Here is a 21940-nt window from a genome sequence, read left to right on the forward strand (position 1 = left end):
CCTTTAATTTTAAAGAAGCTACAGATCTTTTGGGAGGCCAAAAGATAGTGATATTTGCAATATATTTAAAATCAATCCATTAACTTTGTGCAATTGTTGCAATTATCTTTTTTTTAGCAAAGCGCTGAATTAATCAGATTTTAATTTATATATTGTCGTCAAGACAATTATGCCTGCACGATTGCAGTGCAGCGATCTGTGTTGCCAGATGAAAAATTTATAACCGCAAAAAAAGTCTCTTTCATTTATGAAGAACCTGGTATTAATTTTTCTGGTGTTTAGTACTGCCCGTGCAGTGGCCCAAAACGTTTACACGACAGCGAATGCGCATGCGCACAACGACTATCAGCATGAACCACCTTTGCAGGCAGCCTATCTTAACAAGTTCGGTTCGGTTGAGGCAGATGTATATTTAAACGATGATGTGGTATTGGTGGCTCATAATGAAAAGGATGTTGTCAATAATAAAACACTGGAAGATCTGTACATTAAACCTATACTGGCCCATATTAAAGAGAACAATGGTTACGTATATGAGGATACAACACGATCGTTGATCCTGATGTTGGATATAAAATCAGAAGGTGAAGCCACCTGCCATAAAATTGCAGACCTGTTTGCACAATATCCTGATCTTACCAATTGTAAAACGCTGACAATACTTGTAAGTGGTAATAAACCGCTTCCGGGTTCTTATGTTTCATACCCATCCTTTCTATGGTTCGATGGTTTATTGAGCAACAGGTACAATAAGGAAGAGCTTAGCCGCATTGTAGTGTTGAGCGATAACTTCAGGGAATATTCAGCCTGGAAAGGCACCGGCGATATCCCGGCGAAAGATTGGGCGGCGTTACAAAAGGCAGTTGCCAAAGGTCATGAGTTGGGAAAAAAAGTAAGGTTCTGGAATGCGCCTGATAATGAAGAAGGCTGGGCGAAAACCTTTGAACTGGGTGTTGATTATATCGATACTTATAGTATTAAATCCCTCGCTGAGTACATGAAGAAGAACACGCCCAAAAAACCTTAATAAGGCATAATCCAGTATAAATTAATTGGATCTATATTAAACCCGCTTGCAGCGGGTTTTCTTTTTTAAACGGGCTCGTATTAAAGCGCCACCCTTTTTCCTTCCTTTGCCGATTTTTTAGCAGCTTCCAGTATTCTCACAACTATAAGGTTGTTCTCCAGGGAAGAAAGATCTTTGCCTGGCTGCACTTTGCCATGCAAAACATCCGACAGGTACTGCAGGTTATCTGTATACACAGGTTGTTGCAGGGTAACAGGCTCATAGCTGGTCTTCAATCTTTGCTGAAGCGTATTAGGATTTAATGCATGCAGGTAACCGGTTTTGCCAAAAACTTCCCAGTCTTTGATGCTAAAGGGCCAGTTCCATGATGCTTCAATAATGCCGGTGGCATTGGCGTAATCCAGTACGATGGTGGCATCATCATCCACCTTTGGATAGATGGAAGGTTTTATCTGGTGCGTGACTGCCGTAACCGCAACAGGCGCCTGTCCGTTCATTAACCAGGTCATCAGGTTGGCCCCATAACAGCCAAAATCTGTAATAGCCCCTCCGCCATTTTTTACCGGATCGGTTAACCACTGCAGAAAGTCATTGCTGCAACCGATCTCTTTTGGGCCTTCGTGCCCATCGTGCACCACCATTTTTCTTACATCGCCGATTGTTTGCGATTTCACCATGGTGTATAGTTGCTGGTTGCTTGCATACCAGGTGGTTTCATAGTTTGTCAATAGCTGAATGCTGTATTTGCGCGCCAGTTCAGCCATACGACTGGCCTGGGCTACCGTAGTGGCCAACGGTTTCTCCACCATTACTGAAATGCCTTTGGGCGCACATGCTTCCACTACATCAATGTGCTGATAAACGGGGTTGTAAGCCAGCACCGCATCCGGGTGGATCTTTTGCAGCATGATAGCAAGGGAAGGGTAGAAGATGGAATCGGGCAGCTGAAACCTTCTTTTATAGCGGCCGGTCAGCGCAGTATCAGCCTCGGCAATGCCCAGCAGGATCACCTTTCCGTCTTTATACTGGCGCATCAGACCCAGGGCATGGTCGTGGCTAAGCCCAGCCACGCCTACTTTCAATGGCTGCTGACTTATTACAGGGAGCAGGAATGCCAGTGCAAGCAGTGTCAGGAATGTCTTTTTCATACAGGTAAATTAATCAGGCAGCGTTAAAATTAAAGTATTTAGCAGGTAAAAAAATACCCCCCGGGAGTGCGGGGGGCAATGCTTTGTGCCTGGAAGCGCACTATTATTTTTTATGCATAGGCATGGGCGGCATTTTGGGCGGCTGCTGCTCGTATTGGTACACAAGGTTAATTTTCCCGTTATCGTTAAACCGCCATACTTCGTGCAGTTCTTTGCTTTTCTTTACGCCTTTGGCATTTGTTGAAATTTCCCGGGTCCAGATGGCTACCCATTGTTCTTTTTTATCTTTGGTCCTGAGGGGTACCCAGGCATGAACAGAATCAACAACGGTACCCATTTCCCCTCTCACTTTGTTAGCCATCATAAAAAAGCTGTCCCTGGGGCCGGCAAACATATGGCCCTCTGCACTAAACATGGTGTCGTTTTCAGCAAAAGCCTCCTTTGAGTTGTTGAGCGTATTGTTGTCCCAGTTCTTGTATAATTCAAGCAGTGTCTGGGCATTTTTTGCATCCCCTATCTCAAAATCTGAAGAATAATCAGCCGTATAGGGATAACTGAGGGCGGGCTGTTTTTCTGTAGGTGACATGGAGTCGGCAGCTTTGGAAGCTTCTGTTGTTGATTTGTCGGCGCTGGAGGTGCCGGAATTGCAGGCAGTCAGTAAAGCAATCGTTGTGAAAAGAATGATCTTGCTCATAAGTAATTACTTGAGTTTTTTAAAAATGAATAGGGCTGCAGTGATGGAGGAAAAGGAGGGGGAGAGGATTTAGATGTATTCTTTTCTAAGGTAAGCAATTCCCTTAGCATTAACAATTGACTGCTTGCGTTGAAATAACCCTTTTTTAAATTGAGTATGTTGAACATAATTGCGCGGCCCTTACACATGGTCTATCCGGATCCACTGCATGCCGGCGGCCACTGCTGCCTGCACACCCGGGTTCCCGTCTTCAAAAACAAGGCACCTGGTGGGGGCAACGCCTAATTGTTTGGCTGCATATAAAAAGGGATCGGGATAAGGTTTGCCCCGGGCGGTGTCACCGGCGCATACCAATACTTCTACCAGTTTGGTAATGCCGAGTTGTTGAAGCGTTCTGGAAACAGACACCTGGCTGCCGCCGGAAACCACCCCGATGCGCACCCTGCCCGCATGTGCTTTCAGGTGTGCTACCACAAAGTCGATAGGTTTTGTTTCCTGGATAAAAGTATCTTCATACAGCATATTCTTGAGCTGCGCAAAAACTTCCGGGTTATAGCTGGCGCCATACTTTTTTCTGATCTCTTCTGCCACCTGGATAATAGGCCAGCCCGCCAGTTCATCTATAATGGTATCGTCCAGTTCAAATCCATACATCAATGCCGCTGCCCGGTAAGAAGCCTTGTGCCCTTCCATGTTGTCGGCCAATGTACCATCACAATCATATAAGAACGCATCAAAATCTCCATTGCTCAATTCAGTAAGGATCGTTTGTTTTTTCTTTAAAGTAGTTGCACTATTCATACAAATCGCTTAAATAATTTTAGTCAGATACGAATCAAAAAACCGGGCAAACCATCCCGGTCGGGATACGCCCCGCTCCACCAGGGTAATGCCTGTACCGGCGCAACAAATGCCCGCCAGTACATCCAGTACATAGTGATGACTGGTATATACTGCCGAACACCAGATGCCAGCCATGATCATCGCAAAAATAACCGGCGCATACCGGAAACGCCCTTTTATGCCATAGTACAATACGATCACCGGATAGGAGGAATGCAGGGATGGCATAGCTGCAAATACATTCGATCCCTTGGCGTACAATGATTGAAAAACCGGAACACCCACCAGTTCATCGAATCGTTTCAATCCGGCTGTATTGCCGGGCGTATTCGCGATAAAATTAAACTGATGTTCCTGTACATACCAGGGCGGGGCCGCGGGATAAATATAATACACCACAAACCCGATCATATTCACTACAAAGAACGCCAGGGCAAACCGCAGGAACAAAGGCCGGTTCCTGAAAAACAAATAAGAGGCAAATAACAAAGGCACCGGTACCCAGCACAAATAAAAAATGCCGCTTAACAGATCACCGGTGGTGGCGTGGTGCTGCCTGAAATATTCATTGGGTGTTACCACGCCTGTTGCAGTAGAAATGCCGAACAAATGTTTTTCAGCCTGGTACAATTGTTCAATATGTACATCCCTGAACGTATAGTTGGGAAAGGCTTTCATGTAATCAAAAATGATCCAGTACACGATAAAGATCGAAAACCCGGTAATAAATTTCCGGGTGGTGCCGGAAGCATAATACAGCCCATTAAAAATAGCCATCAATACCAACTGATCGGTTTTGAACCCTACAAGCCATACCGACAATAACAGATAGACTACTGAAATAAGCGTAGTAACCATTACTGTTTTGGGCGCAAGGGAAACTGCAGGGGCGGATTTAATCATATTGCTTTTTCTTCTTGGGAAAACCAGATTGAAAAATTACATCCCACAGGGAAGAACTTACGCCATATCCTTTGGTGGGGTCGTCATAATGATGCAGCATATGATGCTGCTTTATCCTTTTCATCAGCGGGCTTTTGAAATTATAATGGTGCATGGCATAATGCAGCATGTCGTACACCAGGTAGCCTATAATAAAACCGGCAAAGAATGGATACAGCAAGGTCTTATTTGGAATCACCAGCGAAAACAAAAAATAAAAAGCAATAGCGATCGGAATGCTGGCCGAAGGCGGCATCACCAGCCGTTTCGCATCTTTCGGATAATCGTGGTGTACCCCATGAAAGATAAAATGGATCCGTTTTCCCCATTCCGAGGATGGCTCAAAATGAAAAACAAAGCGGTGTAAGATATATTCTGTGATCGTCCATACCACCACACCTGCCGCCAGCATCAGAAAATACGAGGCTGTGGAGATGTGCCTGTCAAAAGCCAGCCAGGTCATAACAGCAATAAGGGGAACGTATATAAAAAGCGGTATGGAGAAATGCACTTTCGACAAGCCCTCCATCCAGTTGCTTTTGAACATCCTCACCGATTCGGAGGAATTAGAGATATACAACTTTTTCATTGCTTCTTAATTTTTAATTTCTATAAACTCGCTGCCTCGTTGCCTCGTCCGCCGAAGCTTTAGCGTAGGAGAGGCTATTTCTCTTTGATCTCATTGGCCAGTACCTTCTTTCTTTCGGCTACAGCTTTGCCGGTAGCGGGGTCTATGCCAGTCACTTCGAAGTACTCGATATCGGGCGACCACATAGAGCCGCCAACGATCTTTACAAAGATCCGGTTCAGGATCATCAGCTTCCCGTTTATGGGTGCATATAGCCGGTATCTGTTATCTGCGCCTTTCTTCAGGTACATGGAATAGCCTGCATAAGAAACCAGTCGTATCCGGTAGCTGCTGTCGGCCAGTTGTCTTGTTTTTACGCCATAGGCAAATATCCGCTGGATCCAGCTCAACTCTGCCCGTTGACCCTTCTCGGCATACCTGATCCAGAAAACATGCACCGGATTGCTTTCGTCGAGGATCCCTTTTTTATAATTCAGTTCATAAACGATGGTATTGGTATTGGAGGTCCGTTGCAGAAAGAATAACTGGTTGGCATTACCTGCAGGCACCGGGAATCCTTCCTGCGCTGCCCCATATAAGGAAAACAAACTGCACAACACCAACAGGAAAATACTTCGTATCATACTTTATTGTCAAGCGCTTTTTTAGCGTCCATCAATCTTTTAATAGCGGTAATGTTCGTTAACACCGCCATTACAGTTATGGGGATGGTGAAAACCGACATGGTTTCAAAAACATGGAAGGGAATACCAGGTATGGTAAGTTTATAATCACCACCAATAATCGAAGCCGTAATACCGCAGGCAATGGCCGATAGGGCAGTTAACACCACTCTTTCAGGCCGCTGCATCAACCCGCCTTTATTTTGTATGCCCAGTCCTTCGCTGCGGGCGCGGGTATAACTCACCATCATGGAACCGATAAGGGCTATAAAGGCAAACAACGAGCTCAGGAAATAATGGTGGGCTACCAGGTAATAACAAATGCCCAGGAACATAAACAGTTCACTGTAGCGGTCCAGCACAGAATCGTACAGGGCGCCAAAGCGGGAGCTCATATTGCCTATCCGCGCTACCTGTCCGTCGAGCATATCGAACAAACCGGCAAAGAGGATGAGGCCGCCTGCCCAGCCAACATACCTGAGATCGCCGCGGTGGCCTTCTTCTGCGCCCACAATAAACACGATGGCTACCCCAATATTCAGGATGAGGCCGGTGGTAGTGATAAAATTCGGCGTTACGCCTGCTTTTACCAACCCGTGCACAACAGGATCAATTACACTGTAAATATTTTTTTGCAAACGGTCACGCATAGCTATCTGGCTCATAACAAAAAATTATAGTATCAAAAATCAAACTTCGCCCTGGCGCGAATGCCCCAGTTGGGAACATCCGGGTTGTTTAGGTAGGTAAGCCGTTTTATGAGGTCTACCCGAAGTAATTTGAAAATATTGCTGATGCCTACACTGGCTTCCATATAGGGTTTACCGGCCAGCGAAAAAGTAGTGGTCTGGCCATTTTCGTCGGTAGGGAATAAAAATGTTTCCTTGTTGTAAGCGGGATCGTTTTCCCGGCGTACGCCTCCATATACCATCTTGAAACCGGCCACCTCACGCAGCTTCAGGTTTTTGATAAGGGGCAGTTTATTAAAAATAAATCCATTGAAATAGTAATCTGTACTTATTGATGCATAATGGTCGCTTACAAATTCCATGAAGTTCATCATGTTGAAGGAGTTAAGCTGGTATGCATACGTTTGGTTGGCCCGGTGAATGGTGAGCAAGGGGTAGGGCACCTGCCCGAAAATGTTACCGCCCTCGGCCACCACATCGGCATAACCGAACTGCGAGAAATAAAACCGCTTGAAGACATTAAGAGTAAGTTGCTGGTAATTATAATCCCCGTTCACAAATCCTTTTATGCCGGAGACATACCTGAGCCGGAAAATAGGGTACTTATTATAGATAGGAATACGGTACACTTTTCCCTGGTAAAACTGCTCATGAGGCGCCCAGCGGATCTCAGCCGATAATTCGGTTGTGGTAATTTCGGGGATGGTTGACGTGCCGGCGCCATCGAGCTTTTGGTAAACGATGCTGCCGGCAGGTTGTTGTTTCCAGTTTTTGAAACCGAATGTATAGCTGATGTTCTTGCCAAACTCCCGCACATACTCGGCAATGTAAATATCGTTGTACAGCCACTTGTTGTTATTACCCCGTTTAAACGAAAGCAGGAAATTATCTTCCTGTACAAACTGCAGTTCCTGCCCGGGTATTTTGGTGTCGTGCTGATAACTGAACCTGATAAAATTCAGCGGGAAAGAATAGATCGATTTGCCGTTAAAGGAATAAGCGCCGGATACAAAATACTTCCACTTTTCATCCTTAAAGCCATACGCCGCATAGGTTTCAAAATATAAACGTTTGCTGAACTTCGGTGTGGTGCGTCCGCCTAACCGCAATCTGAAACCCTCCACCGGGTTGAAACTGTAAAATGCATTTACGGGCCCCACTTCAAACGGACCGGCGGCTTTATAGCCTGCCAGTAAGAAGGTAGCCCAGTCCATCAGGCGGCGGTACGACTTCATGTTTTGAAGACTGTCCATATTCGTGTAGGCCTTCTCTTCCGTAGCAGACAGGGCAGTGTGCCGGTTGGCTGCCCAGAAGCTATCGGCGCCGGCGGCTGTTGCATCAACAAACACTTCCGGTTTACCTTCATATACCGAATCGGGCGCAGGTTGGTTAATCACATAATTTTTGTACGACACGGTTCGCTCACCCACCAGGCCACCCGATGCTTTTTTAGATAAAGCAAATTCGGAAAGAATATTACTCATCACCACATGGTAGCGGCCATCTTCACCGCGCTCAAAATCCTGCTTAATGCGCAGCTCTCTTGTCCAGTTGATGTTGGCATGTTTGGCCAGCCCCATCTGAATTTTTTGAACCGCATAATTACCGTCGAGTGTTACAAACATGGAACCCCTGAACAACAGGTCATTGGCATTGCGGGGTGCAAACGTCAGTTTCACCAGTTTAATGCCGTCGAGTTCAACGGTATCGCCCAGGTAAAACCGGTAAAAAGTAGGAGCGAGGTCCGAAATAGGGCTTAGCAACTGGTTCGAGAGCAACATGAGGTTGGGCTCATAGATATCGATTGGGGTATACATGCTGTTGAGGTAACGCGTAATACCATCGTTGTCTACAAACTCACCCAGGTTCACTTTCTTCTTCGCCAGCACATATGTTTTTTCTTTCGACGGGCTCTTCCGGAAAAATTTATTGGAAAGGGTTTCTTCAATATAAACAGGTACCAGGGCCTTACCTTCGATCTTGGTGGTGTCCTGGTTCTCTACTAAAAACCGGTAGTTCTTCAGCAGCCTGTTATTCATCAGCTTTTCCGGCTTATTGGTCAGCGACAATTCCATTTTCTCGTATTGCTGGTATTGCACATAATCAAAAGCCTTCATCCGGTTGTGCTCCCTGTTGTCTACCACTTTCCTGATAAGTTCTACGGCAGGGTTATCGCGGTTGCTGTATTTTGTTCGTTTTCTGGAGTTCACGGTTACAGAAGCCATCTCGGCTACTTCCATCTCGGCATTGATCTCCTGCGTAACGCCTACCTCAATTTTTTTTCTAAATACCTTATACCCGTTGAAGGAAAACTCCAGCGTGGTGTTTTTGGGGTTGCTGGTGGAAATGGAATAACTGCCATCCTCGCCACTTACCACCCCCTTGCTGCCTTTGAAATAAACACTTACAAAAGCAAGGGGCGCATGTGTTTGCGCATCTCTTACAAAGCCTTTGATCACCGTTTGCGCCTGTGCGCAAACAACGAAGCAGGTAAGAAAGAGGAATAAGGTGAAGCCTTTTTTACTATCTGTCAAACTAGTCATCGTCTACCAATTATTGCTGAACACGAAATTCTTTTGCAGGGGATAATTGTACAGGAAAGCAACCAATACCGATGTCACTACTTTTGATACGGTGTAGTGCAGCCCGGCCCCACTGGCCAGTACATATACGCCACTCGTATTAAGGAACAAATTGCCGGTCCATACCAGCGCATACTTCCCCAATTGTACGCTAAACGCTGAACGCTTAATGCTGAACCCGAAATACATTTTATTTGGGTGCATTTCGTTTTGCGTTGTGCGTTCCGCGTTGTGCGTTCTGCGTTTATTCCCTGCCTCGAAAACCCAATGCCTGCCTATCAGAAAATTAATAATCCCGCCTGTTATAGTACCTGCTGCCGCTGCCATTACCACCTTTGTTTCACACCATTGCACCAGCAGTACCGTTATCAAAAAATCACTTAGAGAAGCAACGAGCGATGCAATATTGGCTTTCAGAAAAGTGATCATCATTATAGAAATTTACCCATCATCATAGCCCGCAGGATCAACTGGGCATAAATACCTGCCACCACATCATCGGCCATTACACCAATACCGCGGGGTAACGATTCTGCCCGTTTAATGCCCAGCGGTTTCACGATATCAAAAAAGCGGAAGAGCACACAGCCGGTAACGATATATAGCCAGTTATCGGGTAAAAAGGCCAGTGTTATCATCATGCCCGCTACCTCGTCTATTACGATCCTGTTGCTATCGTGCTCCCATACGCTTTCCATTTTGGTAGCGCTCCAGGTACCCACAGCCAGTAACACCACCAGCAACAGGGCCTGGTAAACATACCCTACAGGAATAAAATACCAGGCTAAACAAAAAACAACTGCAGCGGCTGTGCCTCCCCCCTTATTAAGGAAGCCAATTCCGCCTGCAGTCGCTATAATGCTGGCAATCCTTCTCATACCACGGGCTCTGTTGCTTTGGCACGGTTTAGCGCCGGCGCTGCCACTGTTTGCTCCTGCATTATTGCACGTAAAACTTCTTTTAATGTATTCAGCTGTTTGAAAATATCATTCTCAGCAGGTTCTCCCTGTTTTGTCTGGGGCGATTTAAGATAAAACGACAACCAGTCCTGTACACCGTACATGCCTGCACGTTGGGCCAGGTCGGCAAAAAGCGCCAGGTCAAGTACAATGGGGGCTGCCAGGATAGAATCACGGCAAAGGAAATTGATCTTGATCTGCATGGGATAGTTGAGCCAGCCGAAAATATCAATGTTGTCCCAGCTCTCCTTGTTATCGCCATGTGGCGGATAATAATTGATGCGGATCTTATGATACAATTCACCGTACAGGTCAGGGTGCAGATCGGGCCGCAGAATATCTTCCAGTACACCCAGCTTCGACACCTCTTTGGTTTTAAAATTCTGCTCATCATCCAGCACCAGGCCATCGCGGTTACCCAGGATGTTGGTACTGAACCAGCCGGTAACTCCCAGTGAACGGGCTGCCAGTCCGGGCGCCACGATCGTTTTCATCAGCGTTTGTCCTGTTTTGAAATCCTTGCCGCCGATAGGTGTTTTTGTTTTGTTGGCCAGCTGTACAATGGCCGGAATATCGGTGGTGAGGTTAGGGGCGCCGTTGATAAAAGGAATACCTGCGCTAACGGCTGCATATGCATACACCATACTGGGGGCAATAGCCGGATCATTGTTTTTCAACCCTGCTTCAAAAGAAGCGATTGTTTCATGCACAGCCGATTGCTCCAGGTATTTTTCGGTTGAACCGGTCCATACGATCACTACCCGGTTTACGTTGTTTACTTTTTTGAACGTTTCAATATCCTGGATCAGTTCCTGGGCTGCTTCCCATTTGTTAGCGCTTTGCTTAATAAAGGTGCCATCCAGGTTGCGTACATAATTCCTGTCAAAAACGGCTTTCATGGGTTTTATCGCTTCCAGCTCGGGCCTGATGGCCTTCAGCAATTGCTGATCGAGCACGCGCGCATTGCTGGCTGCTTCATATACATTGTCTTCATAAATATCCCATCCGCCAAATACTACATCTTCCAGTGATGCCAGTGGCACAAAATCTTTAATAAGGGGGTAACGGTCGCCCTTTCCTTCGCCCAGCTCAATATGACCGGTTTGTGTATACGATCCGATCGGTTTAGCCAATCCCTTCCTGCTGGCAATAACTCCTGCGATCATAGTAGAGGCAACAGCGCCCAGGCCAGGAAGCAGGATGCCTAATTTTCCTTCTGCCGGCAACATTTGTTCTTTCATAAACCTTGATTTTTCTTATATAATTATAACCACTTGTTTGAACGGTACCATTGCAATGTTTCCCTGAGCCCCTGCTCCAAAGAATATTGCGGACGATAATGCAGGTGCATTTTTGCTTTTTCAATACTGCATTGCCAGCTGATGGCTGTTAGTTCATGCAGCTTTTCCCGGTTAAGCACCGGCGTTTTTCCACGCCAGCCACTCCATTTTTCCAGGGCAAAGGCCATTCCTTTGACCACGTTATATGGCAGGTGAAATCGTATAGTTTTTTTGTTCAGTATTTGTTTGGAAAGCGTGGCGAGCTCATATTGGTCATAGTTCCCGCCATCGGAAATATTGAACGTCATTTGCGACACGGTGAGGAATAACGAATTTATAGCCACCGAAGCCAGGTCCTTCACATACACGAAGCTTAGCTTTTGATCGGCCACCCGGCCGATGTAGGGTTCTATGCCACGACGGATGGAACGCAGCATAATAAAAATATCCCGTTCCCGCGGACCATATACGGCTGTAGGCCGCAGTACTACCAACGGCAGTGAGGGCAGTGCCTTTAACTTTTGTTCTGCCAGCAGTTTGCTTCTTCCATAAGCAGTTACCGGCGCCGGCATGGTGTCTTCCGTGATCAACCGAAGCCGGCTGTCCAGGGGACCCACTGCAGCCAGGCTGCTAATCAAAACAAACTTTTTCAGTACCGTGCCTGGTACTGCTGCGGCAGCGTTGGCCAGGTTAAAAGCATACCCGGCATTGATGGTATCATATTGTTGCTGCGAACCGGCCCGGGTAGCGCCGGCTGCATGAATGATATAATTGAAACCGCCGTCAACTAATTGTTTTTCCAGCAGTGACGGGCTGGTGTAATCCAGTTCACAAAACCGGAGATCAAATTCTTTCAGGTGTCTGGTGTCACTACCTTTCCTCACTGCTGCATACACCTCCAGGTTCCTGCGCAGGGCTTCTTCTATAAGGTGAAAACCTACGAAGCCGCTGGCTCCCGTTATCAATACCTTTTCTTTCATAAAGGTTTTTCATATATACGGTAACGCTTGTACACCTTTCCGTTGATGCTCTCAATTCCTTTATTCATCATTTCATTGTGCTCCAGGATCCAGGAGGCTTCCGCGCCTTTCATTTTTCGTTCACCTGTGCGTTTTATAATGGCGGCGTAAAAACAGGCTTCAATGCCCAGTTTCCGGTATTCTTTGTTTACCCCCAGCGCCAGCACCCGAATGCGGTTCACTTTTTTCATATTGAACAGCAGCTTGAAGATGCCGGTGGGCAGTAACCTTCCGCGACGTACTTTAATCAGGATCTGGTTAATATCGGGAATGGCCAGGGCAAAACCTATCTGTTTGCCATTGTGTTCGGCTATCAGGCAAAACTGTTCATCCAGCACCATCTTCAGGTCATTTGCCAGGTAATCGAACTCTTTATCAGTCATGGGTACAAACCCCAGGTTCTTATCCCAGGCGGCGTTGTACACCTCGCGTACCTGCTTTGCTTCGTTTACAAGGTCTTTTTTGCGTACTGGCCTGATGGTAATATTCTTCTGGCGAAGCCTGCTCAGCAGTCTTTCTTCCAGCAACAATGGCCGTTCATCTACTTCCTCTTTGCTGATATCCCAGGCCAGCAGGTCTACCTTTTTCTTAAGGCTCATGGCTTCCATCAAGGATGTATAATAGGGTTTATTATACGTCATCATGGCCAGCGGTGGTTTGTCGAAACCATCTATCAGCATACCGCAGGGGTCATTGGTAGTTGGATTCACCGGACCAATTATCGTAGTGGCGCCCTGTGCCAACAGCCATTGTTCTGCTTCGTTAAATAATGCAAGGGCTACGGTAAGGTCGTTGGTGCTCTCGAAAAAGCCAAAGAACCCGTCGGTGGTATTATTAAAACGGTTATGATTATTGTTCAGGATGGCAGCGATCCTTCCAGCGATGGCGTTATCCTTATAATAAAGGAATAACTGCACCTTGGAATGCTCGTGAAATGGATGCTTGCCCGGGGTTAGCAGATCGCGCTGGGCAATAAACAGCTCAGGCACATAATTACTGTCATCGGCATACAGGTCATGCGGAAAATCAATGAAAGCCTTTAACTGCTTTTTTGTATTTACGGTTACTATACCGGTCATGCGCTTTCTTTTTTCAGTTTCAGTTCAATACCCAGTGAAAGGGCTGTTTCTTTCATTTTCTCTACCGCTTCTTCAATCTGGCTGAAAGAATGGGTGGCCATGAGAGAAAGCCTTATCAGGGATGATTCTGACGGAACCGCGGGAGACACAACCGGGTTTACAAAAATGCCTTTGTCCTGCAGGGCTTTGGTAAACAAAAAGGTCTTATAGTTATCACCGATGCGTACCGGAATGATAGGGCTTTGCGTTTCGCCTGTATCGAAACCCTGCTCCTGCAGCATCAGCAACATATGGTTGGTATTATCCCATAATTTTTGAATGCGTTGTGGCTCCTGTTCTATAATGTCGAGGGCCGCTATAACACTGGCGGTTGAGGCGGGTGTCATGCTGGCGCTGAAGATAAGCGCCCTGGCTTTGTGTTTCAGGAAATCGATCACCTCTTTGTCGCCTGCCACAAAGCCGCCCAGTGAAGCCAGCGACTTGCTGAAGGTGCCCATGATCAGGTCGGTTTCACTGGTGAGGTTGAAATGGGAAGCGGTACCCGCGCCATTTGCGCCAATCACGCCCAACGCATGTGCATCGTCTACCATTACGGCGGCGCCATATTCTTCTGCCAGGCGGGTAATGGCAGGCAGGTTGGCGATATCACCTTCCATACTGAAAATGCCGTCTGTAACAATCAGCTTAAACGCATTGGCAGGAAGTAACTTCAACCGGTGCTCAAGGTCCTCCATATCATTATGACGGTATTTGATAGACCGGGAGAACGAAAGCCTGCTGCCATCGATAATAGAGGCATGATCGTACTCATCCAGTAACAACACGTCTGCACGGCCTGCCAGTGCAGAAAGCACGCCCAGGTTGGCCTGGAAGCCGGTGCTGAAAAGAACAGCGTCTTCCTTTCCGGTATAAGCTGCCAGCCTGCTTTCCAGTTCCACATGTAAGTCGAGGGTGCCGTTTAAAAACCGGGAACCTGCACAACCGCTGCCATACTTTTCAATAGCCCTGGTGGCCGCTTCTGCTATCAATGGGTGGTTTGTAAGGCCGAGGTAAGAGTTGGAGCCAAACATCAACACTCGTTTGCCGTTTAGCGTTACCTCTGTTTCCTGTCCTGATTCAATCACGCGGAAATAAGGATATAGCCCTTGTTCCCTGATCTGATCTGCATCTTTAAACAGTTCAATCTTTTGCTGTAGTATATTTCGCATTAAATAACTTTCCAAACTTTATATGATCCAATCTTCGGATGCAAAGTTGAAAAGAGAACAACACAAGCGCAATGTCAAAAAGTCTCCGGGATATGTCTAAAATTCCTCTATCCGTATTGCTCTCTATTGAATTGAAAAAAATGTTTTTCTCCCTGAACAAAAGGCTGTCCAGGGTTGTATTGCGTCACTATAATGTATGATAGCATATAGGCATAACATGTCACATAGGCCGCATGATCTATGTCTAAAAGGAATGTATAATAATCTGCCTAAACGCTTTTTCTATAGTCGGAAGGGGTGATCCCGGTATAACGTTTAAAGAATTTGCTAAAGAAAAACTGATCGCTGAAATACAGCAGGTCCGCTACCTGTGCAATGCTCAGGGAAGGATCGCGCAATAAATTCTTGGCTTCCACTATTACCAGGTCGTCGATATATTTGCCTGCTGTTTTGCCGGTGATCTTCTTTACCGTTTGGGTAAGGTACTTGGGGGTTACATACAATCTGTTGGCATAAAACAGTAAACTACGTTCCGTTTTTATATGTTTCGATAACAAACCCAGGAACTTCCATAAGATCTCCTCTTTGTGATCGTGTACGGTTTTTTTCTGGTTTGAATATTTGTGGTAAAGCCCGGCCAGTTCAAACTGGAACACATTAAAAAAATGACGTACTACATCTGCGGAGAACGGATGTTGGTCCTGTGACAAATTCTTTTCCTGTAACAGCAGGATAAGAGTCATGAACCGGGAAGCATCGTCAGCAGCCAGGTGCAGATGGGTACTGCGGCTGTTTAAAAGAAATTCAAACAGATCTATATGTCTTTGAGAAAGGCCTGTGTCTAACAGGAAGTCTGGCGTAAAGGCCACGCAGGCTGCATTGCAGGTATTGGTTGCCCCGTCCGACTGACGCACCATATGCGGCGGGATGATTAACAGGTCATTTTCTTTTACAACATGTTCTTCTCCATTCAGTTGAATAGTTAAACAATCATCCATAACCAGCAATACCCAATAAGAATCTGTACGAAAAGGATGTGCAAAGTGAGGCTTTGTATGCTCCGGCTTTTTTATCAACACCTTCAGGCCTTCCATATGCCATGAATGACCGGTAAGGTCGTTCATATCCTTGATCGAATGCAGGTAAACAGGGCTAACACTCTTCATACAAATAATTTAAGGTGTATGAAGCAGGCACAAATAACCGCGGTATATATAATAATATACGCCAGGTAGGTTTTAGTATCATAGCAGTCCAGTCTTAAGTTGTTCCAATTCTTTGATCAAAATTAACGAGCAAGTAACATTGGGAATTGATTGATTGTTCGGAAAAGTTAAACAATTGTTTGATTTTTTTTAAAAAGGAGGTCATTCACCGGCGACGAATGACCTCCTTTTTTATTTTAACGGGCCTGAACTATTTTATAATAACTCCAATAGGAGATTATTAAAATGGTTAAGCCTATGGAAGGAAAGATGTTAACGGTTTTCAATCCGTCAATAATTGTCATACTTACAAAGGCTGCAATAAAGTCAATGGCAAAACCTGCATAGGCCCACTCTTTTACCCGGAGCGGCATTTGAGGAATAATCAATGCAAGACCACCGAGTAATTTAAAGATGGCTAACATTAATATAAAATAAATGGGATAGCCTAAATGTGTTATTGCTTCCTTTGTTGTACTGTCATTGGTGGTGAAGATGGGCATCAAAGCCTGGGTCAGGAAAAGAAAACCGGTGGTTACCCAGAAAACTATTTTGGTTTTCATTGTGTGCCTGTTTTATTTTTTCGCATCAAAACTTATCATCCATTGAATGCCGAACTTATCAGTAAGCATGCCTACATAAGCTCCCCAGAAACCTTTATTCATGGCCATCGTTATTTGGCCACCGTTAGAAAGGCCATTGAAGATCTTATCGGCTTCTTTCTCAGATTCGGTAATTACGGTAAGCGTGAAGTTGTTTCCCGGAGTTAAAGTTTGTCCCATGGATTCTAACGTATCCGAGGCCAGCAAATGAGTATGTTTACCCATGGGTAACGACATGTGCATTATTTTTTGCTGCGCTTCTGCAGAAATTTTATCGCCACCCGGCATGTCTTTAAATTTCTCGAACACATTGAAGTCACCGCCGAAAACTGATTTGTAAAACAGCATTGCCTTTTCGGTATCGCCTGCAAAATTTAAATAAGGATTAATCACAATCATATTATGTTATTTTTAGTACAGGACAAAGATAGCGGCGCTATCTCCCTTCCATGGCATGTTAATCCGACAAACTAGCATGGCGATTGCGCCAAATACGCCTATATTTACTTTATGAAGGAGGTTTCCATTATCATTCCTCATGAAGCACTGATCTCTTCCATTGAAGATGCCAGGTACCTGTTTTCAAAGGTAAATGAGTATCTCTGTCAGCAGGGTGGAAGCCCGGTGTTCCATGTTAAACTGGTAGGCCTCACAAGGGAAATTTCCCTGGTACATGGGCATTATATGATAAAAACCGATGCGGTGATCCAGGAAGTTGAAAGGCCCGATCTGATAATAATACCCTCCATTAATGAAGAAATTATTCCGCTCCTGACCTTTAACCTGAAATTCAATCCCTGGCTTATTCAGAACTACCAGTTGGGTTCAGAGATCGCCAGCCTTTGCACCGGCTCCTTTTTACTGGCATCAACAGGGTTGTTAAAGGAAAAGGACTGCGCCACGCACTGGCAATATGCCAATGAATTCAGGGCCTATTTCCCCACAGTTAAACTGGTAGATGATAAGATCATTACTGAACAGAAAGGTATTTATACAAGCGGCGGCTCTACCTCATACTGGAATTTGTTATTGCACCTGGTTGAAAAGTATACTGATAAATCGACTGCCATCTGGGCCTCAAAATATTTTTCCCTGGATATAAGCAGGAACAGCCAATCTCAATTTGCCATCTTTAACGGGCAAAAGGAGCATACCGATAAAGAGGTGCTGTTCATCCAGGAGTTTATTGAATTACATTATGGCGAAAAATTTACCGTGGAGACTTTAGCGGGTAAAGTAAATGTGGCCAGAAGGACCTTTGAAAGGCGGTTCAGAAATGCCACGCATAATTCCATTATTGAATATATTCAACGGGTAAAAATAGAAGTAGCTAAAAAGCAACTGGAAGCCGGCAGAAAAACAGCCTACGAAGTAATGTTCGATGTGGGGTATACAGATATGAACGCTTTTCGTGAGGTGTTCAGTAAAGTTGCCGGGTTAACACCTGTAGAGTACAGGAATAAATACAATACGTTATGACCACTGTTTTGCGTATTCAGTCGGTGTCATATTAAACTGCTTCTGAAAGTTCCTGCCAAACTGGGTCAATGAATTATAACCTACTTTTTCTGCAATATCATTCATATGGGTATTCCCCTGGCTGATCATTTCCGCCGCTATTTTCAACCTTGTCAGGTTGATCATTTCATTGGGCGAAAGATCGGTGATGGATTTTATTTTCCGGTACAGGGTAGGGCGGCTCATATTCATCATAGTGGCCAGTCTTTCCACATCCAGGTCATGGTCTGTAATATTTTTTTGAATAACCTGATGTAATTGTTCCATAAACTCTTCATCCATCCGGTTGTGGGCAACGCCTTTAATATGCACCAACGGACTTTTGGCAAAATATTCTTTAAGCCGGTTGCGGTTTTCGAGCAGGCTGGCCACCTGGGCATTCAGGTGTTCGGGCGAAAATGGTTTTTCTATGTAAACATCTGCCCCCGATTTAAGCCCTTCAATTTTTGATTGCAGGATGTTTTTAGCTGTTAGGAGGATGATAGGAATATGGCTCAATTCAAAATCGGCTTTCATGCGTTGACATAATTCAAATCCATCCATTTTATCCATCATCACATCGCTGATCACCAGGTGAACAATATGTTCGTGTAATTGCTGCAGGGCTGCTGAGCCATCCTGGGCGGTAAGCACATGATAGTCTGCCTGCAAATCGTCTGAAAGAAATTCGAGGATCTCTTCATTGTCATCTACAATAAGTATGGTGGTCTTTTGTTGTTCCATTATCATATGCTGATTAAACAGGTAATGTAAAAATAAATGTATTCAGCCCCCGGTCAGTTGTAATGGTCAGATCGCCTTTCTGTAATTGCGCAAGCGAACGGGCGAGTGACAGACCAATACCGGTACCGGTTGCTTTTTCGGTTTCCTTCATCCGGAAAAATGGTTCAAATACTTTATCATGCAATGCGGTTGGAATAAGGTTGCCATCATTGCTGATAGCGATGGTTACGCAGTTGTCGTGCTGGTTTAAAGGTTGTATTTCTGCGATGATCTTCGATTTACCATATTTCACGGCATTGTCAAGCAGGTTGCTGATGATCTTAATGGTGCTCTCTTCATCTGCCTGTACATAAACAGTAGCTGTTGCAATAACCTGCATGTGCAGGTTTTTCTGCTCGGCTGCCGATTGAAAAATGGCGCAGGCATTCCTGAGCAGTTCGGTTACATTGAAACTGGTGGGGTTCACCAGGAAATGGTCTGATTCTATTTTCCGGAAGTCAAGCAGCTGGTTCGTTAAGGTGAGCAGCCGTTCCGTATTCCGGTTCATCGCCAGCAGGTATTTTTCAAACTGCGGCAGGGCATGTACCTGCTTCAGCATTTTTTCCATGGGGGCCCTTATCAACGTCAGCGGAGTACGGATTTCATGGGCAATCTTGGTAAAGAAATCCATTTTGGACTGGTAGCTCTCTTTTTCCTTTTTTATTTCAAACAATTCCATTTCCCGTTGTTGCCTGGCCAGTTGCCGGTTGTGATAAAACCGGAAAATCAGGTAAGCCGCTAACAGTAACAGGGCGCTGTATAACAGGTAGGCCAGCGTGCTTTTGTACCAGGGTGGCAGAATTTCAATAGTAATACTAACCATATTATTGCTCCACCTGTCATTGCCGCTGCCACTCTTTACAGACAAGTGATACGTATTGGGCGGCAGGTTGGTAAAATAGATCCGGTTGTTGGCGCCAATATAGTTCCAGGCATTGTCTATGCCCCGCATTTGATAAGCATATTGCACGTTGGCCGGCGAGCTGAAGCTTAATGCCGAAAACTCAATGCTGAAAGTAGCCTGGTTATACGGCAACGTTATCTTTTGCGTAAGTACAATGGATTTGTTCAGCGGTGAGCCCTGGTTACTGATGGCCGCCTCCTTGTTAAAGATCTGGAAGCCGGTGAAGTAAACCGGGGGTGTATAATTGTTTGGCTGAAAGCCATCGGGGTTGAACGCGATCATTCCTTTTACACTGCCAAAATATAGTTTGCCGGCTGCATCCATGAACCCTGAATTGTAATTGAACTGATCGGTCAGCAGCCCGCTGGCCTGGGTAAAAATAGTAATGGCGCCGTGGTTAACATCGTATCGCACAAGTCCTTTTGACGTAGTGATAAAAAGGTTACCCTGTCTATCTTCCAGGGTGTTGTAAATTAAATTGCTGGGCAACCCGTTTTTGTCTGAATAAGTTTTCAGGAAGGAACGTTCCTGGTTAAAGCAGTACAACCCGTTTTCGGTGGAGACCCAGATGTTGTGTTGCCTGTCCTGGTACAAACGGGTAATGCGTGTTTTCACCAGGGCATCTTCACCATGGCTCAGCACCCGGTAATGGCCGTAGATCTCTTTTGTTGGATTGTAAAAGAACAACCCCGCATTGAAGGTGGCTATCCACAGGGTGCCTTGGTCGTCTTCCAGTACACCTGAATAAAAAGTGTTGAAAGGTAAAAATGAAAGCAGTTGAAAATTGTCGGCATCCCGGTTATATTGGTAAAAGCCATTGGACGTGGCCAGGTAGATCTGTCCGGCCTTTGTTTTATACAGGGAATAAACGAAATTACTTTTCAGGCTGTTGGCATCTCCACCGGCTATATAATGCCGGATAACTTTCCCGGTGCAAAGATCCATTTTGTCGAGCCCGTGTTCAAAAGTACCGATCCATAAAACATGCCCGTCAATCAGCAACCCATGAATATTAGTATGTGCAATATTGTAAGGCGATTGGCCAGGCTGGTAGTTGATGAACCGGCCCGTGTGTGGATTGTATTTGTTCAGCCCCGCATCTTCGGTCCCGATCCAGAAATTACCGGCGCTGTCCTGTACAATTTCCCGCACCGCATTGCCACTGATGGAATTTTGTCCGGTCTGCGGGAAATATTTTTCGAATAGCAGATGCTGGTTGGAGTAATAATTTACCCCGCCGAAATAAGTGCCGATCCATAAGCCGCCTTCCCGGTCGCGGCTGAGCGAGTAAATTGCATTATCAGTTAAGGCATATGGATTGTTATAACTCTTTTTCAGATTGAGGGCGCTGTGCGACCGGGTATCGTAAATATAGATGCCGCTTTCGGTGCCCACCCAATATTCATAGCGGGAGCTTTTAATAAAATCGCGTACAAAAATTTCGGTGCCATCTTCGTTATAAGTAAGGATGTCGGTATAGGTATGCACCGCCAGGTCAAATTGTTTTACGCCCTGGTTGCTGGTGCCTATCAACAAAAAACCTTCGCCGCTGTCGAAGATCTTTTCTATATAAGTACTCACGGGCGGCCTGGAATGCGCGAATAGTGGATACCAAATGAACCGGCCATCTGTTTCATTGAACAAGCCGAGTTGTCCATGACCACTGGCCACCCAGATGTGCCCGGCCGTATCACCGCAAACGGCCGTGTAGTAATCATCGTTATTGTTGATTGGATATTCTGTGATGGTTGAACCAGCCCTTTCATATTTGAAAAGCCTGAACCTGGCAATAAACCAAAGGTTGCCATGGCCATCGTTTCCGATTCCCTGGATATAGGAGGGAAGGCTGTTGTTCAACAGGGAAAAGTTTTCCTTTTCTTCATTGTATTTGTACAGTCCTCTTTCTGTACCTACCCACAACACACCTTGTTTATCCTGTAATAATTTTGTGATGGAGTTATTGCCGAGGGAGTTGCTGTCGTTATTTATTTGCCGGAATACTTTAAATCCGCGGCCATCAAAACGGTTCAGGCCATCCTTGGTGCCAAACCACATAAATCCCCGTTTATCCTGGAACGAACAGGTAACGGTATTGTTGGAAAGTCCTTTCTCCACCTGGTAACTTCTAAAGTCGTAAGGCTGGGAAAAAGCACCGCACCATACCAACAGGGCAATCATTGATATCGCAATTCTTTTCTTCAAGGGTATAAAAATGAGACAAATTGATG

Annotated in this window: 21 protein-coding genes; 2 read left to right on the plus strand and 19 right to left on the minus strand. The window is 45.5% G+C overall.

Annotation, left to right across the window (positions count from 1 at the left end; all coding sequences use genetic code 11):
- Positions 1 to 247 precede the first annotated feature (247 nt).
- Positions 248 to 1027 carry a PI-PLC domain-containing protein gene (locus tag NIAKO_RS06290; protein ID WP_014217566.1) on the plus strand — a complete coding sequence of 260 codons (780 nt, stop codon included), beginning with the start codon at positions 248 to 250 and terminating at the stop codon, positions 1025 to 1027.
- 80 nt (positions 1028 to 1107) lie between these two features.
- Here the strand turns inward: NIAKO_RS06290 and NIAKO_RS06295 are convergent, their stop codons facing one another.
- From NIAKO_RS06295 to NIAKO_RS06375, 17 genes are all read right to left on the minus strand, one after another.
- Entirely contained in the window at positions 1108 to 2175 is a 1068-nt protein-coding gene (locus tag NIAKO_RS06295) for a Gfo/Idh/MocA family protein (protein WP_014217567.1), read from the minus strand.
- A 103-nt stretch (positions 2176 to 2278) separates the two neighbouring features.
- On the minus strand, positions 2279 to 2869 hold the full coding sequence (locus NIAKO_RS06300; RefSeq protein WP_014217568.1) for a hypothetical protein: 591 nt from the start codon (positions 2867 to 2869) through the stop codon (positions 2279 to 2281).
- Positions 2870 to 3049: 180 nt separating this feature from the next.
- The gene (locus tag NIAKO_RS06305; protein WP_014217569.1) at positions 3050 to 3670 is read right to left on the minus strand and encodes an HAD family hydrolase; all 621 of its coding nucleotides are present in this window, start codon (positions 3668 to 3670) and stop codon (positions 3050 to 3052) included.
- Between the two features lie 9 nt (positions 3671 to 3679).
- The gene (locus NIAKO_RS06310; RefSeq protein ID WP_014217570.1) at positions 3680 to 4615 is read right to left on the minus strand and encodes a phosphatase PAP2 family protein; all 936 of its coding nucleotides are present in this window, start codon (positions 4613 to 4615) and stop codon (positions 3680 to 3682) included.
- On the minus strand, positions 4608 to 5243 hold the full coding sequence (locus NIAKO_RS06315) for a sterol desaturase family protein (protein WP_014217571.1): 636 nt from the start codon (positions 5241 to 5243) through the stop codon (positions 4608 to 4610). Before NIAKO_RS06315 ends, NIAKO_RS06310 begins: the two co-directional genes overlap by 8 nt.
- A 74-nt stretch (positions 5244 to 5317) precedes the next feature.
- Positions 5318 to 5866 carry a DUF4833 domain-containing protein gene (locus tag NIAKO_RS06320; protein ID WP_014217572.1) on the minus strand — a complete coding sequence of 183 codons (549 nt, stop codon included), beginning with the start codon at positions 5864 to 5866 and terminating at the stop codon, positions 5318 to 5320.
- Positions 5863 to 6570 (minus strand): CDP-alcohol phosphatidyltransferase family protein, encoded by a 708-nt coding sequence (locus NIAKO_RS06325; RefSeq protein ID WP_014217573.1) that lies wholly within the window; start codon positions 6568 to 6570, stop codon positions 5863 to 5865. Before NIAKO_RS06325 ends, NIAKO_RS06320 begins: the two co-directional genes overlap by 4 nt.
- A 17-nt stretch (positions 6571 to 6587) precedes the next feature.
- Complete coding sequence (locus NIAKO_RS06330; RefSeq protein ID WP_014217574.1) at positions 6588 to 9137, minus strand: DUF5686 and carboxypeptidase-like regulatory domain-containing protein; 2550 nt, start codon at positions 9135 to 9137, stop codon at positions 6588 to 6590.
- Positions 9138 to 9140: 3 nt separating this feature from the next.
- Positions 9141 to 9608, minus strand: a complete 468-nt coding sequence (locus tag NIAKO_RS06335; RefSeq protein WP_014217575.1) for a GtrA family protein — start codon at positions 9606 to 9608, stop codon at positions 9141 to 9143.
- Positions 9608 to 10054, minus strand: a complete 447-nt coding sequence (locus NIAKO_RS06340) for a phosphatidylglycerophosphatase A family protein (protein ID WP_014217576.1) — start codon at positions 10052 to 10054, stop codon at positions 9608 to 9610. Before NIAKO_RS06340 ends, NIAKO_RS06335 begins: the two co-directional genes overlap by 1 nt.
- Positions 10051 to 11376 carry an inositol-3-phosphate synthase gene (locus NIAKO_RS06345; protein ID WP_014217577.1) on the minus strand — a complete coding sequence of 442 codons (1326 nt, stop codon included), beginning with the start codon at positions 11374 to 11376 and terminating at the stop codon, positions 10051 to 10053. The genes NIAKO_RS06340 and NIAKO_RS06345 overlap by 4 nt, the downstream gene beginning before the upstream one ends.
- 23 nt (positions 11377 to 11399) lie before the next feature.
- The gene (locus NIAKO_RS06350; RefSeq protein ID WP_014217578.1) at positions 11400 to 12395 is read right to left on the minus strand and encodes an NAD-dependent epimerase/dehydratase family protein; all 996 of its coding nucleotides are present in this window, start codon (positions 12393 to 12395) and stop codon (positions 11400 to 11402) included.
- A complete protein-coding gene (locus tag NIAKO_RS06355; RefSeq protein WP_014217579.1) occupies positions 12392 to 13513 on the minus strand; it encodes a GNAT family N-acetyltransferase in 1122 nt (373 codons plus the stop codon). Before NIAKO_RS06355 ends, NIAKO_RS06350 begins: the two co-directional genes overlap by 4 nt.
- The gene (gene spt, locus NIAKO_RS06360) at positions 13510 to 14721 is read right to left on the minus strand and encodes a serine palmitoyltransferase (protein WP_014217580.1); all 1212 of its coding nucleotides are present in this window, start codon (positions 14719 to 14721) and stop codon (positions 13510 to 13512) included. The genes NIAKO_RS06355 and spt overlap by 4 nt, the downstream gene beginning before the upstream one ends.
- A gap of 269 nt (positions 14722 to 14990) precedes the next feature.
- The gene (locus NIAKO_RS36455) at positions 14991 to 15887 is read right to left on the minus strand and encodes an AraC family transcriptional regulator (protein WP_014217581.1); all 897 of its coding nucleotides are present in this window, start codon (positions 15885 to 15887) and stop codon (positions 14991 to 14993) included.
- A 236-nt stretch (positions 15888 to 16123) separates the two neighbouring features.
- Positions 16124 to 16489 carry a DoxX family protein gene (locus tag NIAKO_RS06370; protein WP_014217582.1) on the minus strand — a complete coding sequence of 122 codons (366 nt, stop codon included), beginning with the start codon at positions 16487 to 16489 and terminating at the stop codon, positions 16124 to 16126.
- 12 nt (positions 16490 to 16501) lie between these two features.
- Positions 16502 to 16927, minus strand: coding sequence for a VOC family protein (locus tag NIAKO_RS06375; protein ID WP_014217583.1), 426 nt, complete (start codon positions 16925 to 16927; stop codon positions 16502 to 16504).
- Between the two features lie 111 nt (positions 16928 to 17038).
- On the opposite strand from NIAKO_RS06375, the gene NIAKO_RS06380 reads away from it, so the two are divergent.
- Complete coding sequence (locus NIAKO_RS06380; RefSeq protein WP_014217584.1) at positions 17039 to 18007, plus strand: GlxA family transcriptional regulator; 969 nt, start codon at positions 17039 to 17041, stop codon at positions 18005 to 18007.
- Here NIAKO_RS06380 and NIAKO_RS06385 read toward each other — a convergent pair.
- Positions 18002 to 18769, minus strand: a complete 768-nt coding sequence (locus NIAKO_RS06385) for a response regulator (RefSeq protein WP_242675536.1) — start codon at positions 18767 to 18769, stop codon at positions 18002 to 18004. The two genes, NIAKO_RS06380 and NIAKO_RS06385, sit on opposite strands and share 6 nt — an antisense overlap.
- 13 nt (positions 18770 to 18782) lie before the next feature.
- Positions 18783 to 21914, minus strand: a complete 3132-nt coding sequence (locus tag NIAKO_RS06390; protein ID WP_242675535.1) for a ligand-binding sensor domain-containing protein — start codon at positions 21912 to 21914, stop codon at positions 18783 to 18785.
- Positions 21915 to 21940 lie beyond the last annotated feature (26 nt).

Source organism: Niastella koreensis GR20-10 (genome assembly GCF_000246855.1).
Classification (GTDB): domain Bacteria; phylum Bacteroidota; class Bacteroidia; order Chitinophagales; family Chitinophagaceae; genus Niastella; species Niastella koreensis.

Bases quoted from the DNA above. Each gene is read 5' to 3' on its own strand.
- NIAKO_RS06325 (WP_014217573.1), bottom strand. From the start codon at position 6,570: ATGAGCCAGATAGCTATGCGTGACCGTTTGCAAAAAAATATTTACAGT.
- NIAKO_RS06335 (WP_014217575.1), bottom strand. From the start codon at position 9,608: ATGATGATCACTTTTCTGAAAGCCAATATTGCATCGCTCGTTGCTTCT.
- spt (WP_014217580.1), bottom strand. From the start codon at position 14,721: ATGCGAAATATACTACAGCAAAAGATTGAACTGTTTAAAGATGCAGAT.
- NIAKO_RS06355 (WP_014217579.1), bottom strand. From the start codon at position 13,513: ATGACCGGTATAGTAACCGTAAATACAAAAAAGCAGTTAAAGGCTTTC.
- NIAKO_RS06320 (WP_014217572.1), bottom strand. From the start codon at position 5,866: ATGATACGAAGTATTTTCCTGTTGGTGTTGTGCAGTTTGTTTTCCTTA.
- NIAKO_RS06330 (WP_014217574.1), bottom strand. From the start codon at position 9,137: ATGACTAGTTTGACAGATAGTAAAAAAGGCTTCACCTTATTCCTCTTT.
- NIAKO_RS06310 (WP_014217570.1), bottom strand. From the start codon at position 4,615: ATGATTAAATCCGCCCCTGCAGTTTCCCTTGCGCCCAAAACAGTAATG.
- NIAKO_RS06370 (WP_014217582.1), bottom strand. From the start codon at position 16,489: ATGAAAACCAAAATAGTTTTCTGGGTAACCACCGGTTTTCTTTTCCTG.
- NIAKO_RS06380 (WP_014217584.1), top strand. From the start codon at position 17,039: ATGAAGGAGGTTTCCATTATCATTCCTCATGAAGCACTGATCTCTTCC.
- NIAKO_RS06315 (WP_014217571.1), bottom strand. From the start codon at position 5,243: ATGAAAAAGTTGTATATCTCTAATTCCTCCGAATCGGTGAGGATGTTC.
- NIAKO_RS06375 (WP_014217583.1), bottom strand. From the start codon at position 16,927: ATGATTGTGATTAATCCTTATTTAAATTTTGCAGGCGATACCGAAAAG.
- NIAKO_RS06300 (WP_014217568.1), bottom strand. From the start codon at position 2,869: ATGAGCAAGATCATTCTTTTCACAACGATTGCTTTACTGACTGCCTGC.
- NIAKO_RS06345 (WP_014217577.1), bottom strand. From the start codon at position 11,376: ATGAAAGAACAAATGTTGCCGGCAGAAGGAAAATTAGGCATCCTGCTT.
- NIAKO_RS06350 (WP_014217578.1), bottom strand. From the start codon at position 12,395: ATGAAAGAAAAGGTATTGATAACGGGAGCCAGCGGCTTCGTAGGTTTT.
- NIAKO_RS06385 (WP_242675536.1), bottom strand. From the start codon at position 18,769: ATGGAACAACAAAAGACCACCATACTTATTGTAGATGACAATGAAGAG.
- NIAKO_RS06290 (WP_014217566.1), top strand. From the start codon at position 248: ATGAAGAACCTGGTATTAATTTTTCTGGTGTTTAGTACTGCCCGTGCA.
- NIAKO_RS36455 (WP_014217581.1), bottom strand. From the start codon at position 15,887: ATGAAGAGTGTTAGCCCTGTTTACCTGCATTCGATCAAGGATATGAAC.
- NIAKO_RS06295 (WP_014217567.1), bottom strand. From the start codon at position 2,175: ATGAAAAAGACATTCCTGACACTGCTTGCACTGGCATTCCTGCTCCCT.
- NIAKO_RS06340 (WP_014217576.1), bottom strand. From the start codon at position 10,054: ATGAGAAGGATTGCCAGCATTATAGCGACTGCAGGCGGAATTGGCTTC.
- NIAKO_RS06305 (WP_014217569.1), bottom strand. From the start codon at position 3,670: ATGAATAGTGCAACTACTTTAAAGAAAAAACAAACGATCCTTACTGAA.